The organism is Synechococcus sp. H55.8 (assembly GCF_047462375.1).
Classification (GTDB): Bacteria; Cyanobacteriota; Cyanobacteriia; order Thermostichales; family Thermostichaceae; genus Thermostichus.
The window spans coordinates 66347-86140 of sequence record NZ_JANSJC010000008.1 but is presented as its reverse complement, the minus strand read 5'-3'; the positions used below and the strand labels follow the sequence as shown (position 1 = coordinate 86140).

Below are 19794 nucleotides of genomic sequence, written 5' to 3'. Positions count from 1 at the left end.
CAAGGTTGCCTCTAGCTTCACGGCTTGCGAAGCAGACACCTTGAGCTTGCAGGAGATAGTCAGGACTTGGGTCATGTCACGATTATCCGTCGTCCGCATTCCTCCCGACCCTGACCGGCCCGCCTTCCCCCCGTATACGGGTGGACAGAGGGGGGTACAGGGCGGGGCTCCTGCGGTTTCTAGCTGAAGATTGCATCCATGCTCAACCGGGATCTCTAGCCGTCCGCGTCAGGGATCATGATCTTCTCCAGCGTCTCCACCCGCACAAACCCAATCACCTGCAATTGGTCAGGTTCTATCTCTAGGCTGAGCACCCGCAGCAGGATCCCGATCTCTTCCAGCTCTTGCAGGTCAAACACCCTATTGAGCCCGCCCAAGAAGGCTGCTGAGATCTCATCAGGAACCCGTACAGAACCGATGACAAACTCCGGATTCTCCAGCTTGAGGCTGCGCCCTTCTTCCACCCGGATCCCGGCGTTGAACACCACTTCGACCGACTGCTCGGTGCCGCCGTCCCGCTCCACCAAGAGGGCAGAAAGCTGAATACGGTTGGGATCCAAAAACTCGACGCGGGGCTGACGCAGGTCAAAACGGCGAGCTTCCCTGCCAGCTCCGCCAAAGGGCAGATCTGCTTGAATATCCTGAAACTGGCGGAGCACCTCTGGCAGGTTGAGGGCAGCATTCAAGTCCTCTTCTCGCACCACCACCCGCACCGCAGCTTGCAGAGGTCGCGCCAGGCGCAGGGGAGCCCCCTGAAAAAAAGAGGGATCGATCGCCACCGGATCGGTTTCCAACTCGAGAAGCTCAAGGCGGGGGAAAGGGGCCCGATACAGCCCGCGACCGGCAATCAGCAGGCGATCCGCTTGGCCCTTCAGCAGACGGTAGTTGGGCCGGCTTTGGATGCGCACCTCCAAAACCTCGGCCCGATCCAACTGATCCAGCAAAAGCTGCCGTGCCGTCTGATCTGCCAGATAGCCTGCTCCTCCTCCCAAGCCTGCCAACAGCCCCACGAGAATCGCCAGGAGCTCCATACTCACCACCCTGATGCGCCCCAGCCCAGGTTAGCAAAGGGGCCATCTTGGGGATCCCGGCTAGCGCAGCACCTTGAGGGGACTGGCCTCGATGGGGCGGTTGCCCAGGAAGGTTTTGGCAATTTTCAGGCCATCGGCCATCACCGGACGATTGAGGGCGGGATCATGGATGAATTTGGCCCCCGAGGCAACCGTTGGGCGCCCCTCGCCCCAGGTATCCACAACCTTAAGAGTTGCGGCGGCAACCGGACGTCCGTCGGCATAGTAATCCACCACCTTCAGGGTCGAAGCCCCCACCGGACGGTGGTCGATCTCGATCTTGCTGAACTTGACAGGGCTGGGGAAGACGGGCGGGCCGGATCTCTCCGTCAGCAGTACCGGCATCTGAGCAGAGGCCCCCTCAGCAGGCAGAGGAGCCAGGTTCAGAGGGCTACCCATCTGCGTTGGCGAGACGGAGTCCTTTCCCACAGAAGAGGCTTCTTGCTCTGGAAGCGTGCTGGAATGACCATTGGGAACGGCCATAAGAATCTCCCAAGTTGATAGAAAAACAAACCAAACAGGACGGGAAAGGATCTAGACCCAGTGGGGCGCTGCAGAAGAGCCGTACAGCTCAGCCAGGCTAAAGTTGACCTCTTCAAATCCAAGCTAAGCCGAAATCTAAAAAGATTATAAACCAAACTTGGATATGGGATCCGCTGGGCACAGCTCGGCGCTCTCTTCAAACTGACCCTGTGTTCTGCTCTTGAGCTCATGGTTGTCCAGATGCAACCCATTGAACACCCCTGCGCAAGACCCAAAAGGGTTGGTACACTAGCGCTGGAGTGAGTTGGCCAGATCGATGGCGGGGATCCCTCATGTCTGTTGGCCCTGGGCTATAGGGTAAAACCGGCAGCACAGGCAAGATCTCGATTTCGGTGCGCTGGGTTTGGGGGAGAGATTGCGCAGGCCAAGTGGAGCTGCCGGAGCTGACTAGGCCATGTTGAGCGATTTGGCCAAAAATTGCACCATACCCCTGGGGAAGAATGGAATAGGATGAGGCTCTATATTCGGGCAAATGTTCAGGCGCCGTCATGATGGGATCCCCTACATGGAACCCTGAAATCTCCCCGCTTACCCCATCTCCAGACTCCTGGGCTACGGGCAGTGTGTACTTTCGCTCGGATGCCCAAGGGATCCATCTGCACCTGCCCAGCACCCTGACCTGGGAAGAAGTTTGGGAGAACTTGGTGTGGCAGTTGCGCAGCCGCAAACCCCACTGGGCAGGAGTGGCCCCCCTGACCCTGTGGTGCCAAGGGCGAGAGCTGGACATGCCTGCCTTACAAATCCTTGCTGCCCTGTTGTCCCAGCATGGACTGCAACTGTGGCGCGTCCAAACCGGATCCCGCTCGACGGCGATTGCGGCGGCGACGCTGGGCTATTCTGTGGAACAATCTTCCCCCTTAGAGGCGATTCCCCCTGTCCCCCCGGATACCACCCCCCTCTACCTGCGATCCACAGTGCGCTCGGGAATGTCCGTGCGCCACCGCGGCTCGGTCTTCTTGCTGGGGGATCTCAACCCTGGCGGCGAGATCATTGCGGGCGGAGACATTTGGGTTTGGGGACGTCTGCGAGGGCTGGTGCATGCCGGCGCCGAGGGAGATAGGAGTGCTGTGATCTTGGCTTTGCAGTTGGAGCCGACTCAGTTGCGCATTGCCGATCAGGTGGCCCGTCCACCCGAGGGTGGATCCCCCCCCGACACGCCAGAGGTGGTTTACTTGCAGGAGGATGCCATCTGCATTGCCAGCCTTCAGGATTTTCTGCGGAGGGGGGTATGAGCCGAGTCATTGTCGTAACCTCTGGCAAAGGCGGGGTGGGCAAAACCACCCTAACGGCCAACCTGGGCACTGCCTTGGCGCGCTTGGGTCGCTCGGTGGTGGTGGTGGATGCCGACTTTGGCCTGCGCAACCTGGACTTGTTGCTGGGGCTGGAGAATCGGGTGGTGTACACGGCTCTAGAGGTGATTGCGGGGGAATGTCGCCTTGAACAAGCGTTGGTGAAAGACAAACGCACCCCCAATCTCTCGCTGTTGCCAGCAGCCCAAACCCGCAACAAAACGGCGGCCAACCCAGATCAGATGCGCCAGTTGATCGAGAAGCTGGCCGGCAGCCACGACTATGTGCTGATCGACTGCCCGGCAGGGATCGAACAGGGGTTTCGCAATGCCATCGCGGGGGCCGGCGAGGCACTCATCGTCACCACCCCGGAGGTGGCGGCAGTGCGGGATGCAGATCGCGTAGTGGGCTTGTTGGAAGCTGCACAAATTGCACCGACCCAGCTTATCGTCAACCGCCTGCGCCCCGATATGGTGGTAGCCGGCCAGATGATGTCGGTGGAAGACGTGGTGGAGGTGCTGGCCATCCCCTTGGTGGGTATCATTCCAGAAGACCGGGAGGTGATCGTCTCCACCAACAAAGGGGAGCCCCTAGTCCTCTCGGCCAACCCAACTCTGGCTGCTCAGGCCATCCAGCGCATTGCCCGACGGCTGGAAGGGGAGACGGTGGAATTCCCCAAGTTGGCCAGCTTGGGTGAGTCTTTCTGGGAAAAAGCCAAGCGGTTTTTAAACCAAAAGGTGCTTTGAATGGCTCTTCTGCCTGATTTGGATTGGGTTTGCCCATCCCCATTCGCCTTGACGACTGACTCCAGCTACCGCTAAGGCCCATGCTTCTCGATTTCTTAGATCAGCTTTTCTCCCGCCACTCCGGCAGCAGCCGCGAGCAGGCCAAGCAACGCCTGAAACTGATCTTGGCCCACGACCGCACCGACCTCACCCCGGCAGCCTTGGAAGCGATGCGGCTGGAGATTTTGGGGGTGGTGTCCCGCTATGTGGAGCTGGATGCGGAGGGGCTGCAATTTCACTTGGCGGCAGAAGGGGGGACGACGGCCCTGATCGCCAACCTGCCCATTCGTCGTGTCAAGCCCCTGGCGGAGGCCGGCCCCTGCCAAGAGGACAGCCTGCAACAGGGAGCTGCCCCCTCCGAGGGCGGCCATTTGAGTTCACCTTCGGCCTGAGCTACCCTAGACTCAAGGAGCAGTAACTTCAAGGTGTTACATAAAAGTGTTACATTCGGCCAGAGTTTGCCTGTTCGTCAAGATGCTTTCTCGCTGCTCCCACCTGTGTCTGTCCCGGCCCGGAGCGACTTGTAGTTGTTAACAGCCTGTTCATGTCAACCTTCTGTGGCCCCAACGCTAACCAAGACAGAACTGCTGGGACAGAGTTCTCGCTAAGGGAGGTTGAGCCTCGGCATGGAAAACTCCTTTGAGCTGACGATCCTGTTTACGCTGGCCCTAGTGGCCGGGATCGCAGCTCAAGTCCTGGCCAATTTTGTCAAGGTGCCCAGCATTGTTTTCCTGCTCCTGTTTGGGGTGCTGCTGGGCCCGGATGGCCTGAGCTGGGTTCACCCCCAGGTTATGGGATCCGGGCTGGAGGCGCTGGTGTCGTTGGCGGTGGCTCTGATCCTGTTTGAGGGGGGGCTGAACCTGCGGCTGCAACGCCTCAACCAAGTCTCCGATAGCCTGCGCAATTTGGTGTTGTTGGGATCCCTGCTGACCTTGGTGGGGGGAGCGGTGGCGGCCCACTATTTGGGGGAGTTTCCCTGGCCCCTGGCCTTTTTGTTCGGATCCCTGGTGGTGGTGACGGGGCCGACGGTGATTAACCCCATCCTGAAGCGGGTACGGGTCGATTCCGCCGTCAGCACCCTGCTGGAAGGGGAAGGGGTGCTCATCGATCCGGTGGGGGCCATCTTGGCGGTGGTGGTGCTGCAGGTGGTGCTTTCTGGCCACCCCAGCTTCCTCATGGCCTTGGAGCAGTTGTCCAGCCGCTTGGCCATTGGGTCGGCGGTGGGGGCGCTGGGGGGCTGGCTGATGGGATCCTTTCTGCTCTGGTCGCGGCAGTTTTTGACGGAGGAGCTGCGCAACTCGGTGGTGCTGGCGGGGGCGCTGGGGGTGTTTGCCCTGGCCCAGTCGCTGCGCTCCGAGGCGGGGCTGATGGCGGTGGTGATGGCGGGCCTGGTGGTGCGGCAGAAGGCGGCCATTGCCGAGCGGAGCGTGCGCCAGTTCCACGGCCAGTTGGTGGTGGTCGCTATCTCGGTATTGTTTATCCTGCTCACGTCCACCCTCTCTCTGAAGGCGGTATTTGCTCTGGGCTGGGGAGCGTTGGCCACGGTGCTCTGCCTGATGCTGGTGGTGCGCCCCTTGAGCGTGTGGCTGTGTACCTGGCGCAGCGACCTCAATTGGCGGCAGAAGCTGTTTGTGGCCTGGCTGGCCCCCCGCGGCATTGTGGCGGCTTCGGTGGCCTCTTTGTTTGCCATTTTGCTCACCGAGCGGGGCATTACCGGGGGAGATGCCCTCAAGGCGCTGGTGTTTTTGACCATCTCGCTCACGGTGACGGTGCAGGGGCTGACCGCCGCCTGGGTGGCCCGCTGGCTGGGCTTGGATCAGGGCAGTTCTACCGTGATCGTCGGCAACCATCCGCTGGTCGACCAGTTGGCCCAGTTGCTGCGCTCCCTCAACCAGGCGGTGGAGGTGCTGCCACTGCCGTCGGGATCCCGTCTGCGCGAGCCTGTCGGCCCAGCCGAGCTCAACGGCCACAAAGCCGGCCATACCTCAGGGCCCCAGCCCCCCACCAGCAATGGGCTCTCCAAAGCTCTGCCCGTTCGCGTCAGCGGGACGGAGTCCTTGGAGGAACCTGGCCAGGTGCTTCCCGGATCTTTGCAGGAAGCCGTGCTGAGCGAGTCAGCCTTCTTGAAAGCCGATATCGACCATGCGGAGACGCTGCTGATCCTGACTTTGGATCCCCAGATGAACTGGGCCATTGCCGAGTTGATGGTGAAGCTCTCGGTTTCCGCTGCCATCTGGACGGTATTGCTGCCGGAGATGCCCATCTCAGAAGGGATCCGCACCCTGCCGATCCCCTTTTCCCAACTGCAGCGCTGGGCCGGCTACCTGGAGGCCAACCGGGCCGAGTTGCGCTCGATCACCCTGCCCACCTTGGCGGATCTGGGTCTGAAGCCCCCCCAATTGACAGTGGCCTCGGCCCAGGAGTCGATCTCGGCGGCGCGCTCAGCTCTGCTCAACCCCTTTTCAGCCCAGATGGAAGTGGAGGATCCCACGTTGGAGCGGCTGCGGGATCAGTTTGCCTACCGCATCAAAGCCGATCTCTGCCTGCCTTTGTTGCTGGTGCGCCCGCAGCGCTTGGGGGGCTGGTTCCGGGAGGGAGGCGGATCGTCTCAACTGGGCCGGTTGTTTTACCTGCCTGAGCCGGACGTTTGGCGACGCGGAGATCGCATCTACTACCTGGAGCGCACGTCCAGCCCTGTAGAGGCCGCTGCTCCCTTTGCCAGAGAGTCGGATCCCCCGGAATGGGATCCACCCTCAGCCGAGTTACTGCCCCAGTATGTTGAGGGCGTCAAGCTCCACTTTGATCTCTAGGGATCTCGAGGCAGCCAGCGGCCACTGGGGATGAGCGAGCACCCCTGCACCTGCTTGGGCCGACCTAGGTATACCCAGGCCGAGGTGCCGCTCTCCAATTGCACCCACCGTCGTTCGTACAGCCGCGGGTGATCTTCCAGCTCGTCTAGGCGGGGTAACAGGCTCAAGGGAATGCGGTAGCGCTCGCCGTAGAGCCGATTTTGGCCAGGAACCGCCATCGGGTAGGGGCCGAGATCGTAGAGGTCGATGTGGTTGAGGCTGTCGGTTCCCAAAAACTCTGCTCCTTGCAGCAGGCTGTGGTACTGGCCACCCCGCAGCAGGGATCCGTAAACGAAAACCACTGTCGTCTGTTCCATCGTGCTCTGGGACAGGGTGAATTAGGGAGATTGGGCCAATTTTTGGCCGATGCGCGGCTCCGAGCCGGCCAGCAGGCGCTCGATGTTGCGTCGATGAGCCCCGATCACATACACTCCGCCCGCCAAGGCAAACAACACATAGGGCAGAGGCTGAGCCATTGCCCACATCAGCAGCGGGGCCACCACCGCCGCCAGCAAAGAGCTGAAGGAGACAATGCGGGTGAGGGCGATCCCCAGTAGCCAGACTCCGCAAGTGGCCAGCGCCACCGGCCAAGCCATAGCCAACAAGATCCCCAGGCTGGTGGCCACCGATTTGCCCCCCTTGAAGCCCAGCCAACAGGAGCGGCTATGGCCGATCACCGCCCCCAGGGCCGCTACGACCACCCACCACGGCGATCCCAAAGCCGATCCCAGGGCCACCGCTGCCGCCCCCTTGGCAGCATCCACCAGCAACACCAGCAGCGCCGGCCCCTTGCCCAGCGTCCGCAACACATTGGTTGCCCCCGTCGAGCCGGATCCCTGTTGGCGGAGGTCGATGCCGCCCCACCAACGGCCTACCCAGTAGCCGGTGGGGATGGATCCCAGGAGATAGCCCCCCAGCGCCGCCAGGAGAGCAGCAAACAATGTAGGCATGGCCGGATCTTGAACGCTCTTCCCTCACTTTGCCACATGGCTTGAGCTGCAACTCCCTGACCTATTCATGAAACGTTTCTCTACGTCGTTGTTGCGACGCAATGCTGCCGCGAACGCGCCTATCCCTAACTCCCCTCTCCCTGAGGGAGAGGGGTCGGGGGTGGTCGCGTGAGCGGCGCAGAGCGCTTGGGCTGCTCCCTGAGGGAGAGGGGTCGGGGGTGGTCGCGTGAGCGGCGCGGAGCGCTTGGGCCGGCGGCAAAGTGTCTTAATCCTGTTGGAAACGACTGTAACTGCCGACAGTGGAGAGCGACCCTCCTCCAGAGGGCAAAGCTTCCCGCCATCGGCTAGATATCCAGAGCCGCCAGATCCAGATGGGCACTGTGAGCCTCAATAAACTCCCGTCGGGGGCCGACAGCATCTCCCATCAAGATGGTGAAAATGCGATCCGCCTCCACCGCATCTTCAATGGTGATCTGTTTGAGGGTGCGCGTTGCCGGGTTCATGGTGGTCTCCCAAAGTTGTTCGGGCATCATTTCCCCCAGACCCTTGAACCGTTGGATAGTGTACTTGGCGTTGGCCGGCAATCCCCGCACGATCTGATCCTTCTCGGCGTCGCTGTAGCAATAGCGAACATTATTGCGGCCCCACTCGATTTTGTAGAGCGGCGGACAGGCGATATAGACATAGCCCTGTTCCAGAAGGGCCTTTTGATAGCGGTAGAAAAAGGTCAACAACAGGGTGCGAATGTGGCTGCCGTCCACGTCGGCATCGGTCATGAGGATGATGCGGTGGTAGCGCAGTTGGCTGGGATCAAATTCATCGCCTTTAACCCCCAACCCCAGCGCCGTGATCATCGCCTGAATCTCGGCATTTTTGTAGATCTTGGCGGGATCTGCCTTTTCGATGTTGAGGATCTTGCCGCGCAAAGGCAGTACCGCCTGAAACTGCCGATCCCGACCTTGTTTGGCGCTGCCCCCCGCCGAGTCGCCTTCCACCAAATACACCTCGGATTCGGCCGGGTCACGGCAACTGCAATCGGCCAACTTCCCCGGCAGCGTGGAAGATTCCAGGGCGGATTTGCGCCGCACCAATTCCCTGGCCCGCCGGGCTGCTTCGGCAGCGTTGAAGGACTGGATGGCTTTATCGACGATCCCCCTGGCCACGTTGGGGTTGAACTCCAGATACTCCGCCAGCGCCTCGGAGACGAGGGTCTGGACAATGCCCCGCACCTCCGTGTTGCCCAACTTGGTTTTGGTCTGCCCCTCAAACTCGGGGTTGGGTACTTTGACCGAGACGATAGCCGTCAGCCCCTCCCGCACGTTTTCTCCGGCCAGGTTGCTGTCAGAATCTTTGAGTTTGTTGAGCTTGCGGGCTTGGCTGTTGATGGTGAGGGTAAGAGAGGCTTTCAGGCCCTCCAAGTGGGTGCCCCCCTCGGTGGTGCGGATGTTGTTGGCAAAGCCGATCAACGTGTCGGTATAGACATCCGAGCACCACTGCAGCGCCACTTCCACCTCGACGCCATCCCGCTCCCCCCGTATGTAGATGATGTCGGAGTGAATGGGGGTTTTTTCGTGGTTGATGAAGGCTACATATTCCTTGATGCCGCCCGCATACTGATAGGTTTCGCGGTGCGGTGGATCCCGCCGCAGGTCGGTGAAGGTAATTTTCAGGCCAGCGTTGAGGTAGGCCAACTCGCGAAAGCGGGCCGCCAACAGAGCATAGTCGAACTCTCGCTCGGGAAAGATCAGCCCATCCGGCTTGAAGCGCACCTCTGTACCCCGCCGGTTGGATCCCTGGGGTTGCGGCTCGGATTGCAAGGATCCCACCACCGCCCCGCGCTCAAACCGCTGAAAGTGAACCTTGCCCTCCCGCCAAACCGTCACCTCCACCCATTCGGAGAGGGCATTGACCACCGACACCCCTACCCCGTGCAGCCCGCCGGAGACCTTATAACCGCCGCCGCCGAACTTGCCCCCCGCGTGCAACACCGTCAGCACCGTCACCAGGGCCGACTGCCCAGTTTTGGGATGAATATCCACCGGAATGCCGCGGCCATTGTCCAAAACAGACACCGAGCCATCGGGGTAGAGGGTAATCTGAATATCGTCGCAATAGCCGGCCAAAGCCTCATCGACGGAGTTGTCCACCACCTCGTACACCAAATGGTGCAACCCCTTGGGCCCGGTGGAACCAATGTACATGCCAGGCCGCTTGCGCACAGCCTCCAAGCCTTCCAAAACTTGGATCTGCTCTGCACCGTAGTTTTCCGTCATTCGCAACTCCAATCCTGAAGAAGACCCCCAGCCAAGATCCACAGAAACCCAGAAAATTGACCTTAAAGGCCAGGAGTGAGTCTAGTATCCCAAAAAACTGCCCCTATGGTAGCACAAAAGGCTAGAATAGCCACACAGACGCTTCTGGGGGCCGAGTTCAGGAGGGGATGCAGGTAGAGAAATCAGTCTATCTCTCCAGACCCTAACCCAGAAAGCTCTCCACCAACCCCGGCGGCGGCTGTACCTGAAGCGTGCCTTTTTCCAAATCCACAACGGGCACCAGGGCTTTTACAAAAGGGATCAACACCTGTCGGCGGTCAGGGGTTGTTATCTCCAGCACATCCTGGCCGGCGGCCAAAATCCCCGAAACCTGTCCCAGCAGCTCTCCTTGGTGATAGACGGCCAAGCCGATGAGATCGCGGTAGTGGTACTCCTCCGGCTGGAGGGGCAAGCGGTGGGAAGCCGGCACCAGCACCTTGGCTCCCACCCAAACCTCTGCCGCCGTTCGATCGGGGATCCCTTCCAGTCGCACCAAGTAAAGGCCCTTAGCCGGGAAAAATTGCCCCTCGATCAAAGGATGTAGTAGGGGCTCCGGATCCGCATCCCGCTGCAGCCAACGGGGCCCCGGCTGGGTGAGTCGCTCCGGGAAATCTGACCAGCACTTGACCCGCAGCCAGCCCCGCAGGCCATGGGCCGCCACCACCTGCCCCACCAGCAGCCAAGCAGGAGCTCCTTCCTGGGCTGAAGCCACCATGGTTTAGTCGAGCCGAGGAAGATCCACCTCAGTTGGGAAAGCAGCGGAGGTGCGCAACGGTTGCGATCCGGAGCCCTGTCCGCTTTTGGCAACGTCCACCATGGAGACCAATCCTTGCAGGGTGCCGGGGATGGAGTTGGGATCCATAAAGATCACCTTCGAGCTGGGACTGCTGCCCACCTTGAAACCCATATCGATGTAGTTTTGCGCCATCAGGTATTGCAGCGCATTGACTGCCTCCGGGTTCTCCTGCAGAGTGGCGGCAATGGTTTTGATGGCCTCAGCCGTACCCTCGGCCAGCAGCAGCCGCTCCCGCTTCTCGGCCTCTGCTCGCAACAACTGTGCCTTAGCAGCCCCTGCCGCCTGATTGATGCTGGCCTGCTGTTCCCCTTCCGACTTGAGGATGGCGGCCCGCTTTTCCCGTTCGGCAGCCATTTGCTTTTCCATCGAGTCTTGCACCGTCTTAGAGGGCTGGATATCCCTGACTTCTACGCGGGTGATCTTGATCCCCCAGGGATCGGTGGCCTCGTCCAGTTCTGTCAAAAGGCGGGCGTTGATCTCGGCACGGGAGGAAAAGGTTTGATCCAAGTCCATGCGGCCAATTTCGGCGCGCAAGGCCGTCAGCACCAGATTAATCAAAGCCCGTTGCACATCCTCCACTGCATAGCGGGCCTTGATCATATCAGTGATGCGCCAATAAACCACTGCATCGGCCATCAGCGAAACGTTGTCGCTGGTGATGCACTGCTGCGGTGGCACGTCCAGTACCTTCTCGCGAATGGTTTCCTGGAAAACAATTCTGTCGAGGGGGGGGAGAATAACGTGCAGCCCTGGGGTTAGCTTGCGGTGAAACCGGCCCAAACGCTCTACCAGTGCCTCATACCCCTGGCTGATGATCTTGACCGAGTTGAACAGGTAGCCAATGAAGATGAGGGCAATGGCCGCTAAGATGCCTGGCATAAGGTTCTTCTCCTGACAGAGAGTTCAGCCCCTATTCTAGACGGTTGTTGGAACTGATCCCTTCACCTCGACACGCCTTAATAGAGACATGATGCATGAACAGGATAAGCAGACCTTCGGGACATATGGATTTTCTTAAGGTTTTTGGATCCGCGACCGACGACTTGAAGGTTACCCAGTAGAAAGCTTACGAGAGGATGCCGTCTATGAAGCTGAACAGCAAGAACCTAGAAGTTGGCTTGAACAAAATCTACGATGTCATTGTCGCCGGCGGCGGCGCAGGGGGGTTGTCGGCGGCGATCTATCTGGCTCGCTACGGCTTGAGCTGCCTGGTCGTAGAAAAAGGCAGAGGCCGCTCTTTTTGGATGCAGGATTTGCGCAATTATCTCGGCCTACCTCCGACCACGCCAGGGCGGGAGCTGTTGCGACAGGGAAGGGAGCACGCCCTCAGCTTGGGGATGGACTATCTGTGGGGCTATGTGGAAGATGTGAAGGATGAGGGAGAGCTTTTTGCCGTCAAGGTCAAGGTGGGAAAAGTCAACAGCCTCTACCCCGTTTTTCGCAGCCGATATTTGATTGCAGCAACGGGCATCATCGACCATTTGCCGCAATTGCCCGACATGCAAAATGTTTACGAGTATGCGGGCTACTCGCTGCATGTTTGTATGATCTGCGATGGCCATGAAATGCGGGATCAAAAGGCGGTTTTGATCGTCGGCTCCGAGGCTCAAATCAACACCGCTTTTGTCCTCAACTGGTTTACGCCTTATATCTCGGTGTTGACCCACGGCCTCTGCTCGGTTGGCCCTGAAATGCGCCAAAAACTGGCCGAACACGGCTATCCCCTCTACGAAGCTCCCATTCGCCGTTTTTGGGGAGAAAACCACCAGATGAGAGGGGTAGAGCTGGAGGATGGCACCTACATTGAGGCTACCACCGGCTTGGTGGCGATGGGAGCCAAATACCACAACGACTACTTGAAAGGGATCCCTGACTTGAAATGGCAAGGGGAGAGTCTGCTCACCGACGAGTGGTGCCGCACTGCCCACCCGCGCCTGTTTGCGCTCGGGGATTTGAAGCAGGGCCTGAACCAGGTGTCAATTGCGGTTGCCGATGGCACCCTGGCTGCCACAGCCATCTGGCGGGACATCCGCCGCGCCTCTCCTGCTCGTAAATGGGAAGAGCGCCTGCGCTCATAAGTTGAGCTCATCCTGCTCTCTCTGGAGAGTTGGGGTAGCCTTCTGCCCTATGATTGTTGCGAAAGCCCCGGCAACTTCCATGCATTCTCTGAAAGCGGCGATCTTTTTCTTGGTTTTCCTATTGGTGGGGCTGTACTACTACGCGGTGGAGGCCCAACCGCTTTTCGATCTCAACCTAACCCTGACCTCAGAATACGACCCCGTTCTCCCGATTGAGAGCGTTCGAGTCGTGCGCGGCAGCAACCCGCAAGATCTCCTCATTTATTTGTCGGCTCCCTCTGCTGCTTGGGTTCATCAAGAGCGGGTGAACGGGCATTATTTGATCGACATTCCCTATGCCGTGATTACCCGTTCGACCCTTGTTGAGGTGCCTGCGGAGCTGCCCTACCGGCTGAGCTGGGGCAACCAGGACGAGCACACCGGGCGCCTGTTGATCACCCCTGCTCCCCCTCATGTGGAGGTGGTGCTGCAACACGGCTGGGCGGCAGATCCCAATTGGCTTGATCCTTGGGAAAACAGCCAGCCTTTGCCCCTGCCTTTGGAAGAGGTGCTGGAGCCCTTATTAGAGGTGCCGCCCCGTTCTGCTTTCCTCACCATTGACGATGGGCCCTGGCCACAGTCCACCCCTCGCCTTTTAGAGGTTTTGGATCAGCTACAGATTCCGGCCACCTTCTTTCTTATCGGCAATCATGTCTCTCAATTTCCAGAATTGGCCCAATCCATTCGGGCTCACCACCACACCATAGCCAACCATACGTTTACTCACGATTATCGACGCCTCTACAGCAGTGACGCGATCTTCTATGCCGAGGTGGATCAGACAACGCAACTGCTGAAAACGTTGCATTTGGATCCCCAACTGGTGGTTCGGCCGCCGGGAGGTTTTCGTCTCGATTCGGCTTTACGGCGTTCTTTGGAGCAGGCAGGGTATCGCGTTCTTTACTGGAACATGAGCCCAGAAGATGCCTATGCCGGCCAAACGGCGGCCCAACTGTTGGAACGCGTTCAAGCCCAGTTGCAGGTGTTCAAGAATTCGGATCAACCCCTGGTTTTGCTGCTGCACGATCGCTGGCCCCATACCGCCGAGGCCCTGCCGAATATCGTCGCCGCCATTGAAGAGGCAGGCTATCGCTTTTTGCCCTGGCCGGCTTTCAGGGATCCCGCTTGAAGGCGACTCTTCTCATCGGCTACCGCAGGAGTTTCCTGGCCAGAGAACTGAGGTGCGAAAGCCTGTACCTTGACAAGCTTTCCCCCAGGTAGCACATTGAAGGGTTACAGGAATTGGCTACAGGCCGGGAAGATGAGCGAGAGGACACTATTCGACAAGGTATGGGATGCTCACACGGTGCGGATGTTGCCCTCGGGGCAGACGCAGTTGTTCATCGGCCTGCACTTGATCCACGAGGTCACCAGCCCGCAAGCTTTTGCCATGCTGCGGGAGCGTCATCTGCCGGTTCTGTTCCCGGAGCGGACGGTGGCTACAGTGGATCACATCATTCCCACCGACGGCCGGGCGCGGCCTTTTGCCGATCCCTTGGCGGAGGAGATGATCCAGGAATTGGAGCGCAACTGTCGGCAACATGGCATTCGCTTCTACAACAGCGGCTCCGGTCGGCAGGGGATCGTGCATGTCATCGCGCCGGAGCAAGGGCTGACGCAGCCGGGGATGACCATTGCCTGCGGAGATAGCCACACGTCCACCCATGGGGCCTTTGGGGCGATTGCCTTCGGCATCGGCACCAGCCAGGTGCGGGACGTGTTGGCCACCCAAACCTTAGCTTTGTCCAAACTCAAGGTGCGCCGCATCGAGATCCAGGGCACGTTGGGGCCGGGGGTTTACGCTAAGGATGTTATCCTGCACATCATCCGCCGGCTGGGGGTCAAAGGCGGGGTGGGCTACGCCTACGAGTACGGCGGCAGCGCCATCGAGGCCATGAGTATGGAAGAGCGCATGACCCTCTGCAACATGTCCATCGAGGGGGGAGCCCGCTGCGGCTACGTCAATCCCGATGCGGTAACCTTTGAGTATCTAAAGGGGCGGGAGTTCGCTCCCCAGGGATCTGACTGGGAAGAGGCAGTGGCCTGGTGGAAAAGCCTGGCCAGTGACCCCGATGCGGTCTATGACGACGTGGTCGTGTTCCAAGCTGCCGACATTGCCCCGACGGTTACTTGGGGGATCACCCCCGGCCAGGGTATTGGCGTGGATGAGCGGATCCCGGCTCCCGAGGAGCTGCCGGAAAGCGAGCGGGAACTGGCCCAAGAGGCCTATGCTTACATGGATTTGCAGCCGGGGGATCCCATTGTGGGGACGCCGGTGGATGTCTGCTTCATTGGCAGTTGCACCAATGGCCGCTTAAGCGACCTGCGGGAGGCAGCCAAGATCGCCAAGGGGCGGCGGGTGGCGCCTGGGGTAAAGGCGTTTGTAGTACCCGGCTCGGAGCGGGTCAAGCAGGAGGCCGAACAGGAGGGCCTGCGGGAGATCTTCGAGGCAGCAGGGTTTGAGTGGCGGGATCCCGGCTGCTCCATGTGTTTGGCGATGAACCCGGATCGGTTGGTGGGGCGCCAGATCAGCGCCTCTTCTTCCAACCGCAACTTTAAGGGCCGTCAGGGATCCCCTACCGGGCGCACCCTGCTCATGAGCCCGGCCATGGTGGCGGCAGCGGCCGTGAGCGGCAAAGTGGTGGATGTGCGAACGCTGCTTTGAAACCGTGACGTACTCCCGCGCTCATGCTGACGCATAGAGTGCGGGCTTCAAGGACTACGTTCCGCTTCGCGAACACTAAAAATCTCGGCTGCTGCGAGTCAAAGCCTCTTGGATATCCAGATCCAGATCCCTCACCGATTCCAGCACCGAGCGCGTAATCAGCTTGCCTTGCTGGACCAAAATCGCGCCGGTTACAGGGTGCAAGAGCGGCTGTTCGGCCCGCCGCCCGATCAACGCCTCGATATCCTTAAAGGCATTGATGTACATCCCCGCCGGCAATTCCACCACCACCCCTTCTCCCAGGACCCGCGCTTGGCAGGCCAGTCGGGAATTGGGCTTGCAAGTGGTGATCACCTCCAGAGTGCGCTGCTCCCGCTTGGTGACCGGCGAGAGAGACTCCATCCCCTCTTTCACATACACATGGCAGGTGGCACAGAGGCCGCGCCCGCCGCACTCTTTCAACACATTCAGCTCTTCTTGCAGCAGCACCGAGAGCAAATTGCTGTTGGTGGCAATCTCAGACACCTGGGCAATGGGATCCAATCGCACGCGCTTGACCATGGTTCTCCCCTGTTACATGCCTTAACTAGACGTGCGGAATTCCCCACCCGGGTGGGGATGGATAGCACCCCCTGATGGGTGCTGGATGTATCGTTTCACAATTTCTAGGGGTGCACCGCCACAGGAAACCATACATTTGGAATCGTGCCAGAGCTTGGTCTTTCCCCAATACACTTTATCTTATTATTGATCTGTTTGCTGAACCGTTGTCTCAACACTCGAAACAAGGTTAGAAATGCAGAAAGTGTTATCCTTACTCTCGCCTCGACTGAGCTCTGTAAGGTGAGTGAAATTGGACTGGTAACTAGGCGGCAGACATTTCGGCTGTATCCTAACCAAACCCAAGAGCGGGCCTTGTGGTCTGCTCGCCGTTTGCACTGCTACCTGTACAATGCTTGCGTTGCTCATCGGCAATACGAGTACAGGCGCAATCGCCGCACAGTTACTTACCTTGAGCAGCAGAACCTCCTGCCAGAGTTCAAGCAGGCGTGGCCGGAGTTTGCCCAACTGCACTCCCAATCTCTGCAAGCTACGGTCAAGCGGGTAGACTTTGCCTATCAGCGCTTCTTTCAAGGTCTGAGCAAAAAGCCTAAGTTCAAGGCAATCCGGCAGTATTCCGGCTGGACCTATCCCAGCACTTCGGGATGGAAGGTAGCTAGCAACGGTAAGCACGGCACCGTCACTCTCAATGACTTGGGCATCGCCCTAAGGATGCGGGGCAAGGCCAAGGACTGGGGGAAGCCTACCACGCTAACTATTGTTTACAAACCATCGTTGCGGCAGTGGTATGCTTCCTTCACCGTTGAGGTAGAAGTACCCCATGGTTCCCAGTCAGAGTTGAAGTATGAGTCGATTGTTGCCTACGATTTGGGCACCGAGACGGCCATAACCTTGTATGACGGGAGTGAGTTCTATGAGGTTAGCAATCCTCGGTTTACGCAGAGGAGTGAGGAGAAAATTCGCAAGACTGCCAAACTCAAGCGACGAAAGCGTGCGCCTAGGAAGGGGGTGAAGGCTTCCAGGAGATGGAAGAAAATCAACCGGCTAGAGTCTAAGCTCAAAGCCAAAGTTGCCCGTCAGCGTAAAGACTGGCAACACAAGGTTACGTCAGAGATTGCCCGTCGTTATGACGTCGGCGTGACCGAAAAGCTCAACGTCAAGGGCATGACCTGCAAGGCAAAGGGTAAAGGGAAGAAGCGCAAGGCTGGACTGAATAAAGCCATTCTGTCAGTGGGGTTTGCAACCCTCAACCGGCTGCTGACCTACAAAATTGAGCAGAAGGGCGGTCTGGTCTTGTTTCTTCCCACGCAAGCCATCAAGCCTTCCCAGCGCTGTCCGAAGTGTGGTGCGGTTCACAAGGAGTGGGCAGACTTGAGTAATCGCTACCATGTCTGTTCTGCCTGTGGTTTTGCGATAGAGAGGGACAGGGGGACGGTGATGGTTATGTTCAATGTTGCTACCAACCAGCAACCGGGGCTGGGAACCCGCCTCGTGAGTCTTGGATGCTTCAGCTCTACCTCAGGGGCCCGGTACACGGGATCCATGAAGCAACTGGGGCAGAGGAAGAGACAAAAGCTTTGCCGTCAGGCGGATGGGGAAACCCCACCCGCCCATGCGGTGGGGTAGTTCATCATTAGCTTGCCCAGGCGAGGGATCCTAGCGCCCTCTGCCTTGTATTATTGAATACTTTGGTGGGCCAGTCGAGCCTCTTGTGGGGAATTGGGCTAGATTGGATCCCACTGCTGATTGCTGTTGTTCACTCTCAACGTTTTGGCGGCATGGGTTCTCCGGCCATCCAGTGGTATCCCGGCCATATTGCCAAGGCCATTGGCCAATTGCGGGAACAGTTGCAGCGGGTGGATGTGGCGATCGAGGTGGTGGATGCACGGATCCCGTTGGCCAGCCGCCATCCCGATCTGGGCCAATGGCTGGGGGAAAAACCTCGCCTCCTGGCTCTGAACAGGGTGGATTGTATCGAAGCCAGGGATCTGAAAGCTTGGCAGGAGTATTTTTTACGGCAAGGGATCCCTGTCTATCCCACCAACGGCCAATCGGGAGAAGGAGTGAATCGCCTTAAACAGGCGATTTTGCAACTGGGGCAGGCGGTCAATAGGCGACGTCAACAGCGGGGCATGCGACCGCGGGCGGTTCGGGCCGTGGTGGTGGGCTTTCCCAACGTGGGCAAATCCGCTTTGCTGAACCGGCTTTTGGGGCGGCGGGCCGTCGAGAGCGCCGCACGTCCGGGGGTGACGCGGCAATTGCGATGGGTGCGGCTGGGAGGGGAGTTGGATCTGTTGGACTCGCCGGGCATCATTCCGCCCTCTCTGCCGGATCAGCAGGCGGCCTCTCTGTTGGCCATCTGCGATGACATCGGCGCAGCCGCCTACGATCCCGAACGGGTGGCGGCCCACTTTTTGGATCAGGTGCTGAAGGTGCAGCCCCAAGCCCAAGCGCTCCTACAAAAGCGCTACGGCTGGACGGATGCGATCCCTCTCGGCAACGTAGCCGTGCAAGAGCTGGCCGAGCGACGCTATCAGGGGAATCCCGAACGAGCGGCGCGGCAAATTCTCAACGACTATCGCAAGGGCTTGCTGGGGCCACTGGTCTTGGAACTCCCTCCCGATACCTGAGCCGCCCAAAAGAAAGTCACGTGGGGCCGCCAGGGGGCATTGACTTTATCTGGAAACCATTCACACTTGTCCCCAGCCGGGATCCAAGCTCTGTTTCCAGGGCCGGTACACCTTGAAGTAGACAACAGAACCCACTTGCCTGGCCAAGGCTTTGGCGAAAGTGTCTCCGCCCATACAGCGCTGGCAAACGGGATGGTTCACCTGCAAGCGATGGAACCCCTGCCGCAGCACACAGGCCGGCTGGCCCCGCAAAATGTCGGCCAGGGATCTCCCCGGCGCCACCTGCCCCAGTGGGATTCGCCCTTCGTAGTCTTTGCAGCAAGGCACCACCGTACCGTCGTAGAGGATCCCCGCCTGAGCAGAAGCCCCATTGCAGTATCCCCAACGGGCTGGGATCACCCGGTTTGTTTCCACATTGCCCCAACTGTCCAACGGGAACGTTTCCAAAACCAAGCGCGGATGGATGGGGATCTGCTGCCAGCGGCCCGCTCGATAAGTGGCAATCTGGGCGTCCACCCAATCGGGAGCCGGTGCATCAGGGATCCCTTGCAAAGCTCGTCTGGCCCAAGCCGAGAGCTGAGCGCGCATCTGCTGGGCAGAATCGATCACCGAAAGAGCCTTGTGCGGCACCAAAAAAGGGTGGGGGCTAGTATCCAGGAACTTGAGATGCACCCGCGTAGGGCTGGTCGAGCGCAAATGCGTCTGCAGAAACTGGGTGATCCCGGCAAAGTAGCGCTCCGGCGTCAGGCGGGTCGGTGCTCCGCGGATGCTGAAGGTAGCCGGATCGGGAGTTTGCAGAGAGAGCGTCAACTTCGTCAGCCGGCTGCGGCTCAGCTTTTCAACGTGCTCCGGCCAGAGGGCGAAGGTGCTACCGTTGCTGGTCAAGTGCAGGCGGAGACCAAGCTCAGCGGCCCTGTGAATGCCCTCAAAAAGGTGTGGGTAGAGCAACGGCTCCCCCATCAGGTGAAAAGCAATCACGCGGGCTAGCCCTGTTGCCGCTACCTCTGCCAAAATCTGCTCCAGCAGCGCGGGATCCATATGCCCCCGCCGCCGTTGCATGATCGCATCTGGACAAAACTCACACTTAAAGTTGCAAACGTTGGTTACCTCGATGTGTAGTCGCTCCAGTGGGGAAACAGCAGCAGGCATAGAGAAAACCTGGGCGGAAGCAGGCTGAGGACAAATGGCGGATCCCCCACTGGCGCTAGGTAGTGATACGCTGTTGAG

General features: G+C 59.4%; 18 protein-coding genes and 1 pseudogene. 9 read left to right on the top strand and 10 right to left on the bottom strand.

Going from position 1 to position 19794, the window contains the following annotated elements:
* Positions 1 to 215: 215 nt before the first annotated feature.
* Positions 216 to 1031 carry a DUF2993 domain-containing protein gene (locus NW862_RS05445; RefSeq protein WP_414335777.1) on the bottom strand — a complete coding sequence of 272 codons (816 nt, stop codon included), beginning with the start codon at positions 1029 to 1031 and terminating at the stop codon, positions 216 to 218.
* Positions 1032 to 1091: 60 nt separating this feature from the next.
* Complete coding sequence (locus NW862_RS05440; RefSeq protein WP_414335779.1) at positions 1092 to 1553, bottom strand: hypothetical protein; 462 nt, start codon at positions 1551 to 1553, stop codon at positions 1092 to 1094.
* A 548-nt stretch (positions 1554 to 2101) separates the two neighbouring features.
* On the opposite strand from NW862_RS05440, the gene minC reads away from it, so the two are divergent.
* The 4 genes from minC (at position 2102) to NW862_RS05420 (ending at position 6497) form a co-directional block, all read left to right on the top strand.
* Positions 2102 to 2845, top strand: a complete 744-nt coding sequence (gene minC, locus NW862_RS05435; RefSeq protein WP_414341945.1) for a septum site-determining protein MinC — start codon at positions 2102 to 2104, stop codon at positions 2843 to 2845.
* Positions 2842 to 3648: a septum site-determining protein MinD gene (gene minD, locus NW862_RS05430; RefSeq protein ID WP_414337293.1), complete on the top strand. Its 807-nt coding sequence runs from the start codon at positions 2842 to 2844 to the stop codon at positions 3646 to 3648. The genes minC and minD overlap by 4 nt, the downstream gene beginning before the upstream one ends.
* Before the next feature lie 80 nt (positions 3649 to 3728).
* Positions 3729 to 4079, top strand: coding sequence for a cell division topological specificity factor MinE (minE, locus tag NW862_RS05425; RefSeq protein WP_414335782.1), 351 nt, complete (start codon positions 3729 to 3731; stop codon positions 4077 to 4079).
* Between the two features lie 234 nt (positions 4080 to 4313).
* A complete protein-coding gene (locus NW862_RS05420; RefSeq protein ID WP_414335783.1) occupies positions 4314 to 6497 on the top strand; it encodes a cation:proton antiporter in 2184 nt (727 codons plus the stop codon).
* On the opposite strand, the gene NW862_RS05415 is transcribed toward NW862_RS05420, so the two are convergent.
* From NW862_RS05415 to NW862_RS05395, 5 genes are all read right to left on the bottom strand, one after another.
* Positions 6494 to 6838: a gamma-glutamylcyclotransferase gene (locus tag NW862_RS05415; protein WP_414335785.1), complete on the bottom strand. Its 345-nt coding sequence runs from the start codon at positions 6836 to 6838 to the stop codon at positions 6494 to 6496. The genes NW862_RS05420 and NW862_RS05415 overlap by 4 nt on opposite strands.
* A 36-nt stretch (positions 6839 to 6874) precedes the next feature.
* Positions 6875 to 7486: a glycerol-3-phosphate 1-O-acyltransferase PlsY gene (plsY, locus tag NW862_RS05410; protein WP_414335787.1), complete on the bottom strand. Its 612-nt coding sequence runs from the start codon at positions 7484 to 7486 to the stop codon at positions 6875 to 6877.
* A gap of 344 nt (positions 7487 to 7830) precedes the next feature.
* Complete coding sequence (gene gyrB, locus NW862_RS05405; RefSeq protein WP_414335672.1) at positions 7831 to 9759, bottom strand: DNA topoisomerase (ATP-hydrolyzing) subunit B; 1929 nt, start codon at positions 9757 to 9759, stop codon at positions 7831 to 7833.
* A gap of 202 nt (positions 9760 to 9961) precedes the next feature.
* Positions 9962 to 10513: a ribosome maturation factor RimM gene (gene rimM / locus NW862_RS05400; protein WP_414335673.1), complete on the bottom strand. Its 552-nt coding sequence runs from the start codon at positions 10511 to 10513 to the stop codon at positions 9962 to 9964.
* 3 nt (positions 10514 to 10516) lie between these two features.
* On the bottom strand, positions 10517 to 11473 hold the full coding sequence (locus tag NW862_RS05395) for an SPFH domain-containing protein (protein WP_414337296.1): 957 nt from the start codon (positions 11471 to 11473) through the stop codon (positions 10517 to 10519).
* Between the two features lie 206 nt (positions 11474 to 11679).
* Between NW862_RS05395 and NW862_RS05390 the strand changes: the two genes are divergently transcribed.
* From NW862_RS05390 to leuC, 3 genes are all read left to right on the top strand, one after another.
* Positions 11680 to 12672, top strand: a complete 993-nt coding sequence (locus NW862_RS05390; RefSeq protein ID WP_414347596.1) for an NAD(P)/FAD-dependent oxidoreductase — start codon at positions 11680 to 11682, stop codon at positions 12670 to 12672.
* Positions 12673 to 12751: 79 nt separating this feature from the next.
* A complete protein-coding gene (locus NW862_RS05385) occupies positions 12752 to 13840 on the top strand; it encodes a polysaccharide deacetylase family protein (protein WP_414335678.1) in 1089 nt (362 codons plus the stop codon).
* 132 nt (positions 13841 to 13972) lie between these two features.
* Complete coding sequence (leuC, locus tag NW862_RS05380) at positions 13973 to 15376, top strand: 3-isopropylmalate dehydratase large subunit (RefSeq protein ID WP_414335680.1); 1404 nt, start codon at positions 13973 to 13975, stop codon at positions 15374 to 15376.
* Positions 15377 to 15451: 75 nt separating this feature from the next.
* On the opposite strand, the gene NW862_RS05375 is transcribed toward leuC, so the two are convergent.
* Both NW862_RS05375 and NW862_RS05370 read right to left on the bottom strand, forming a co-directional pair.
* Entirely contained in the window at positions 15452 to 15937 is a 486-nt protein-coding gene (locus NW862_RS05375; protein ID WP_414335682.1) for a 2Fe-2S iron-sulfur cluster-binding protein, read from the bottom strand.
* Positions 15938 to 15958: 21 nt separating this feature from the next.
* Positions 15959 to 16105, bottom strand: a pseudogene (locus NW862_RS05370) (hypothetical protein); the annotation flags it as partial.
* On the opposite strand from NW862_RS05370, the gene NW862_RS05365 reads away from it, so the two are divergent.
* Positions 16082 to 17563, top strand: a complete 1482-nt coding sequence (locus NW862_RS05365) for an RNA-guided endonuclease InsQ/TnpB family protein (RefSeq protein WP_414426991.1) — start codon at positions 16082 to 16084, stop codon at positions 17561 to 17563. The pseudogene NW862_RS05370 and the gene NW862_RS05365 overlap by 24 nt on opposite strands.
* A 152-nt stretch (positions 17564 to 17715) precedes the next feature.
* Positions 17716 to 18567, top strand: coding sequence for a ribosome biogenesis GTPase YlqF (gene ylqF / locus NW862_RS05360; RefSeq protein WP_414335692.1), 852 nt, complete (start codon positions 17716 to 17718; stop codon positions 18565 to 18567).
* A gap of 60 nt (positions 18568 to 18627) precedes the next feature.
* Here ylqF and NW862_RS05355 read toward each other — a convergent pair whose 3' ends face one another.
* Entirely contained in the window at positions 18628 to 19716 is a 1089-nt protein-coding gene (locus NW862_RS05355; RefSeq protein ID WP_414335693.1) for a radical SAM/SPASM domain-containing protein, read from the bottom strand.
* Between the last annotated feature and the right edge of the window lie 78 nt (positions 19717 to 19794).

Excerpts from the sequence above, each read along its gene's own strand:
- NW862_RS05445 (WP_414335777.1), bottom strand. The coding sequence starts at position 1,031 with ATGGAGCTCCTGGCGATTCTCGTGGGGCTGTTGGCAGGCTTGGGAGGA.
- NW862_RS05440 (WP_414335779.1), bottom strand. The coding sequence starts at position 1,553 with ATGGCCGTTCCCAATGGTCATTCCAGCACGCTTCCAGAGCAAGAAGCC.
- minC (WP_414341945.1), top strand. The coding sequence starts at position 2,102 with ATGATGGGATCCCCTACATGGAACCCTGAAATCTCCCCGCTTACCCCA.
- minD (WP_414337293.1), top strand. The coding sequence starts at position 2,842 with ATGAGCCGAGTCATTGTCGTAACCTCTGGCAAAGGCGGGGTGGGCAAA.
- minE (WP_414335782.1), top strand. The coding sequence starts at position 3,729 with ATGCTTCTCGATTTCTTAGATCAGCTTTTCTCCCGCCACTCCGGCAGC.
- NW862_RS05420 (WP_414335783.1), top strand. The coding sequence starts at position 4,314 with ATGGAAAACTCCTTTGAGCTGACGATCCTGTTTACGCTGGCCCTAGTG.
- plsY (WP_414335787.1), bottom strand. The coding sequence starts at position 7,486 with ATGCCTACATTGTTTGCTGCTCTCCTGGCGGCGCTGGGGGGCTATCTC.
- gyrB (WP_414335672.1), bottom strand. The coding sequence starts at position 9,759 with ATGACGGAAAACTACGGTGCAGAGCAGATCCAAGTTTTGGAAGGCTTG.
- rimM (WP_414335673.1), bottom strand. The coding sequence starts at position 10,513 with ATGGTGGCTTCAGCCCAGGAAGGAGCTCCTGCTTGGCTGCTGGTGGGG.
- NW862_RS05395 (WP_414337296.1), bottom strand. The coding sequence starts at position 11,473 with ATGCCAGGCATCTTAGCGGCCATTGCCCTCATCTTCATTGGCTACCTG.
- NW862_RS05390 (WP_414347596.1), top strand. The coding sequence starts at position 11,680 with ATGAAGCTGAACAGCAAGAACCTAGAAGTTGGCTTGAACAAAATCTAC.
- NW862_RS05385 (WP_414335678.1), top strand. The coding sequence starts at position 12,752 with ATGCATTCTCTGAAAGCGGCGATCTTTTTCTTGGTTTTCCTATTGGTG.
- leuC (WP_414335680.1), top strand. The coding sequence starts at position 13,973 with ATGAGCGAGAGGACACTATTCGACAAGGTATGGGATGCTCACACGGTG.
- NW862_RS05375 (WP_414335682.1), bottom strand. The coding sequence starts at position 15,937 with ATGGTCAAGCGCGTGCGATTGGATCCCATTGCCCAGGTGTCTGAGATT.
- ylqF (WP_414335692.1), top strand. The coding sequence starts at position 17,716 with ATGGGTTCTCCGGCCATCCAGTGGTATCCCGGCCATATTGCCAAGGCC.
- NW862_RS05355 (WP_414335693.1), bottom strand. The coding sequence starts at position 19,716 with ATGCCTGCTGCTGTTTCCCCACTGGAGCGACTACACATCGAGGTAACC.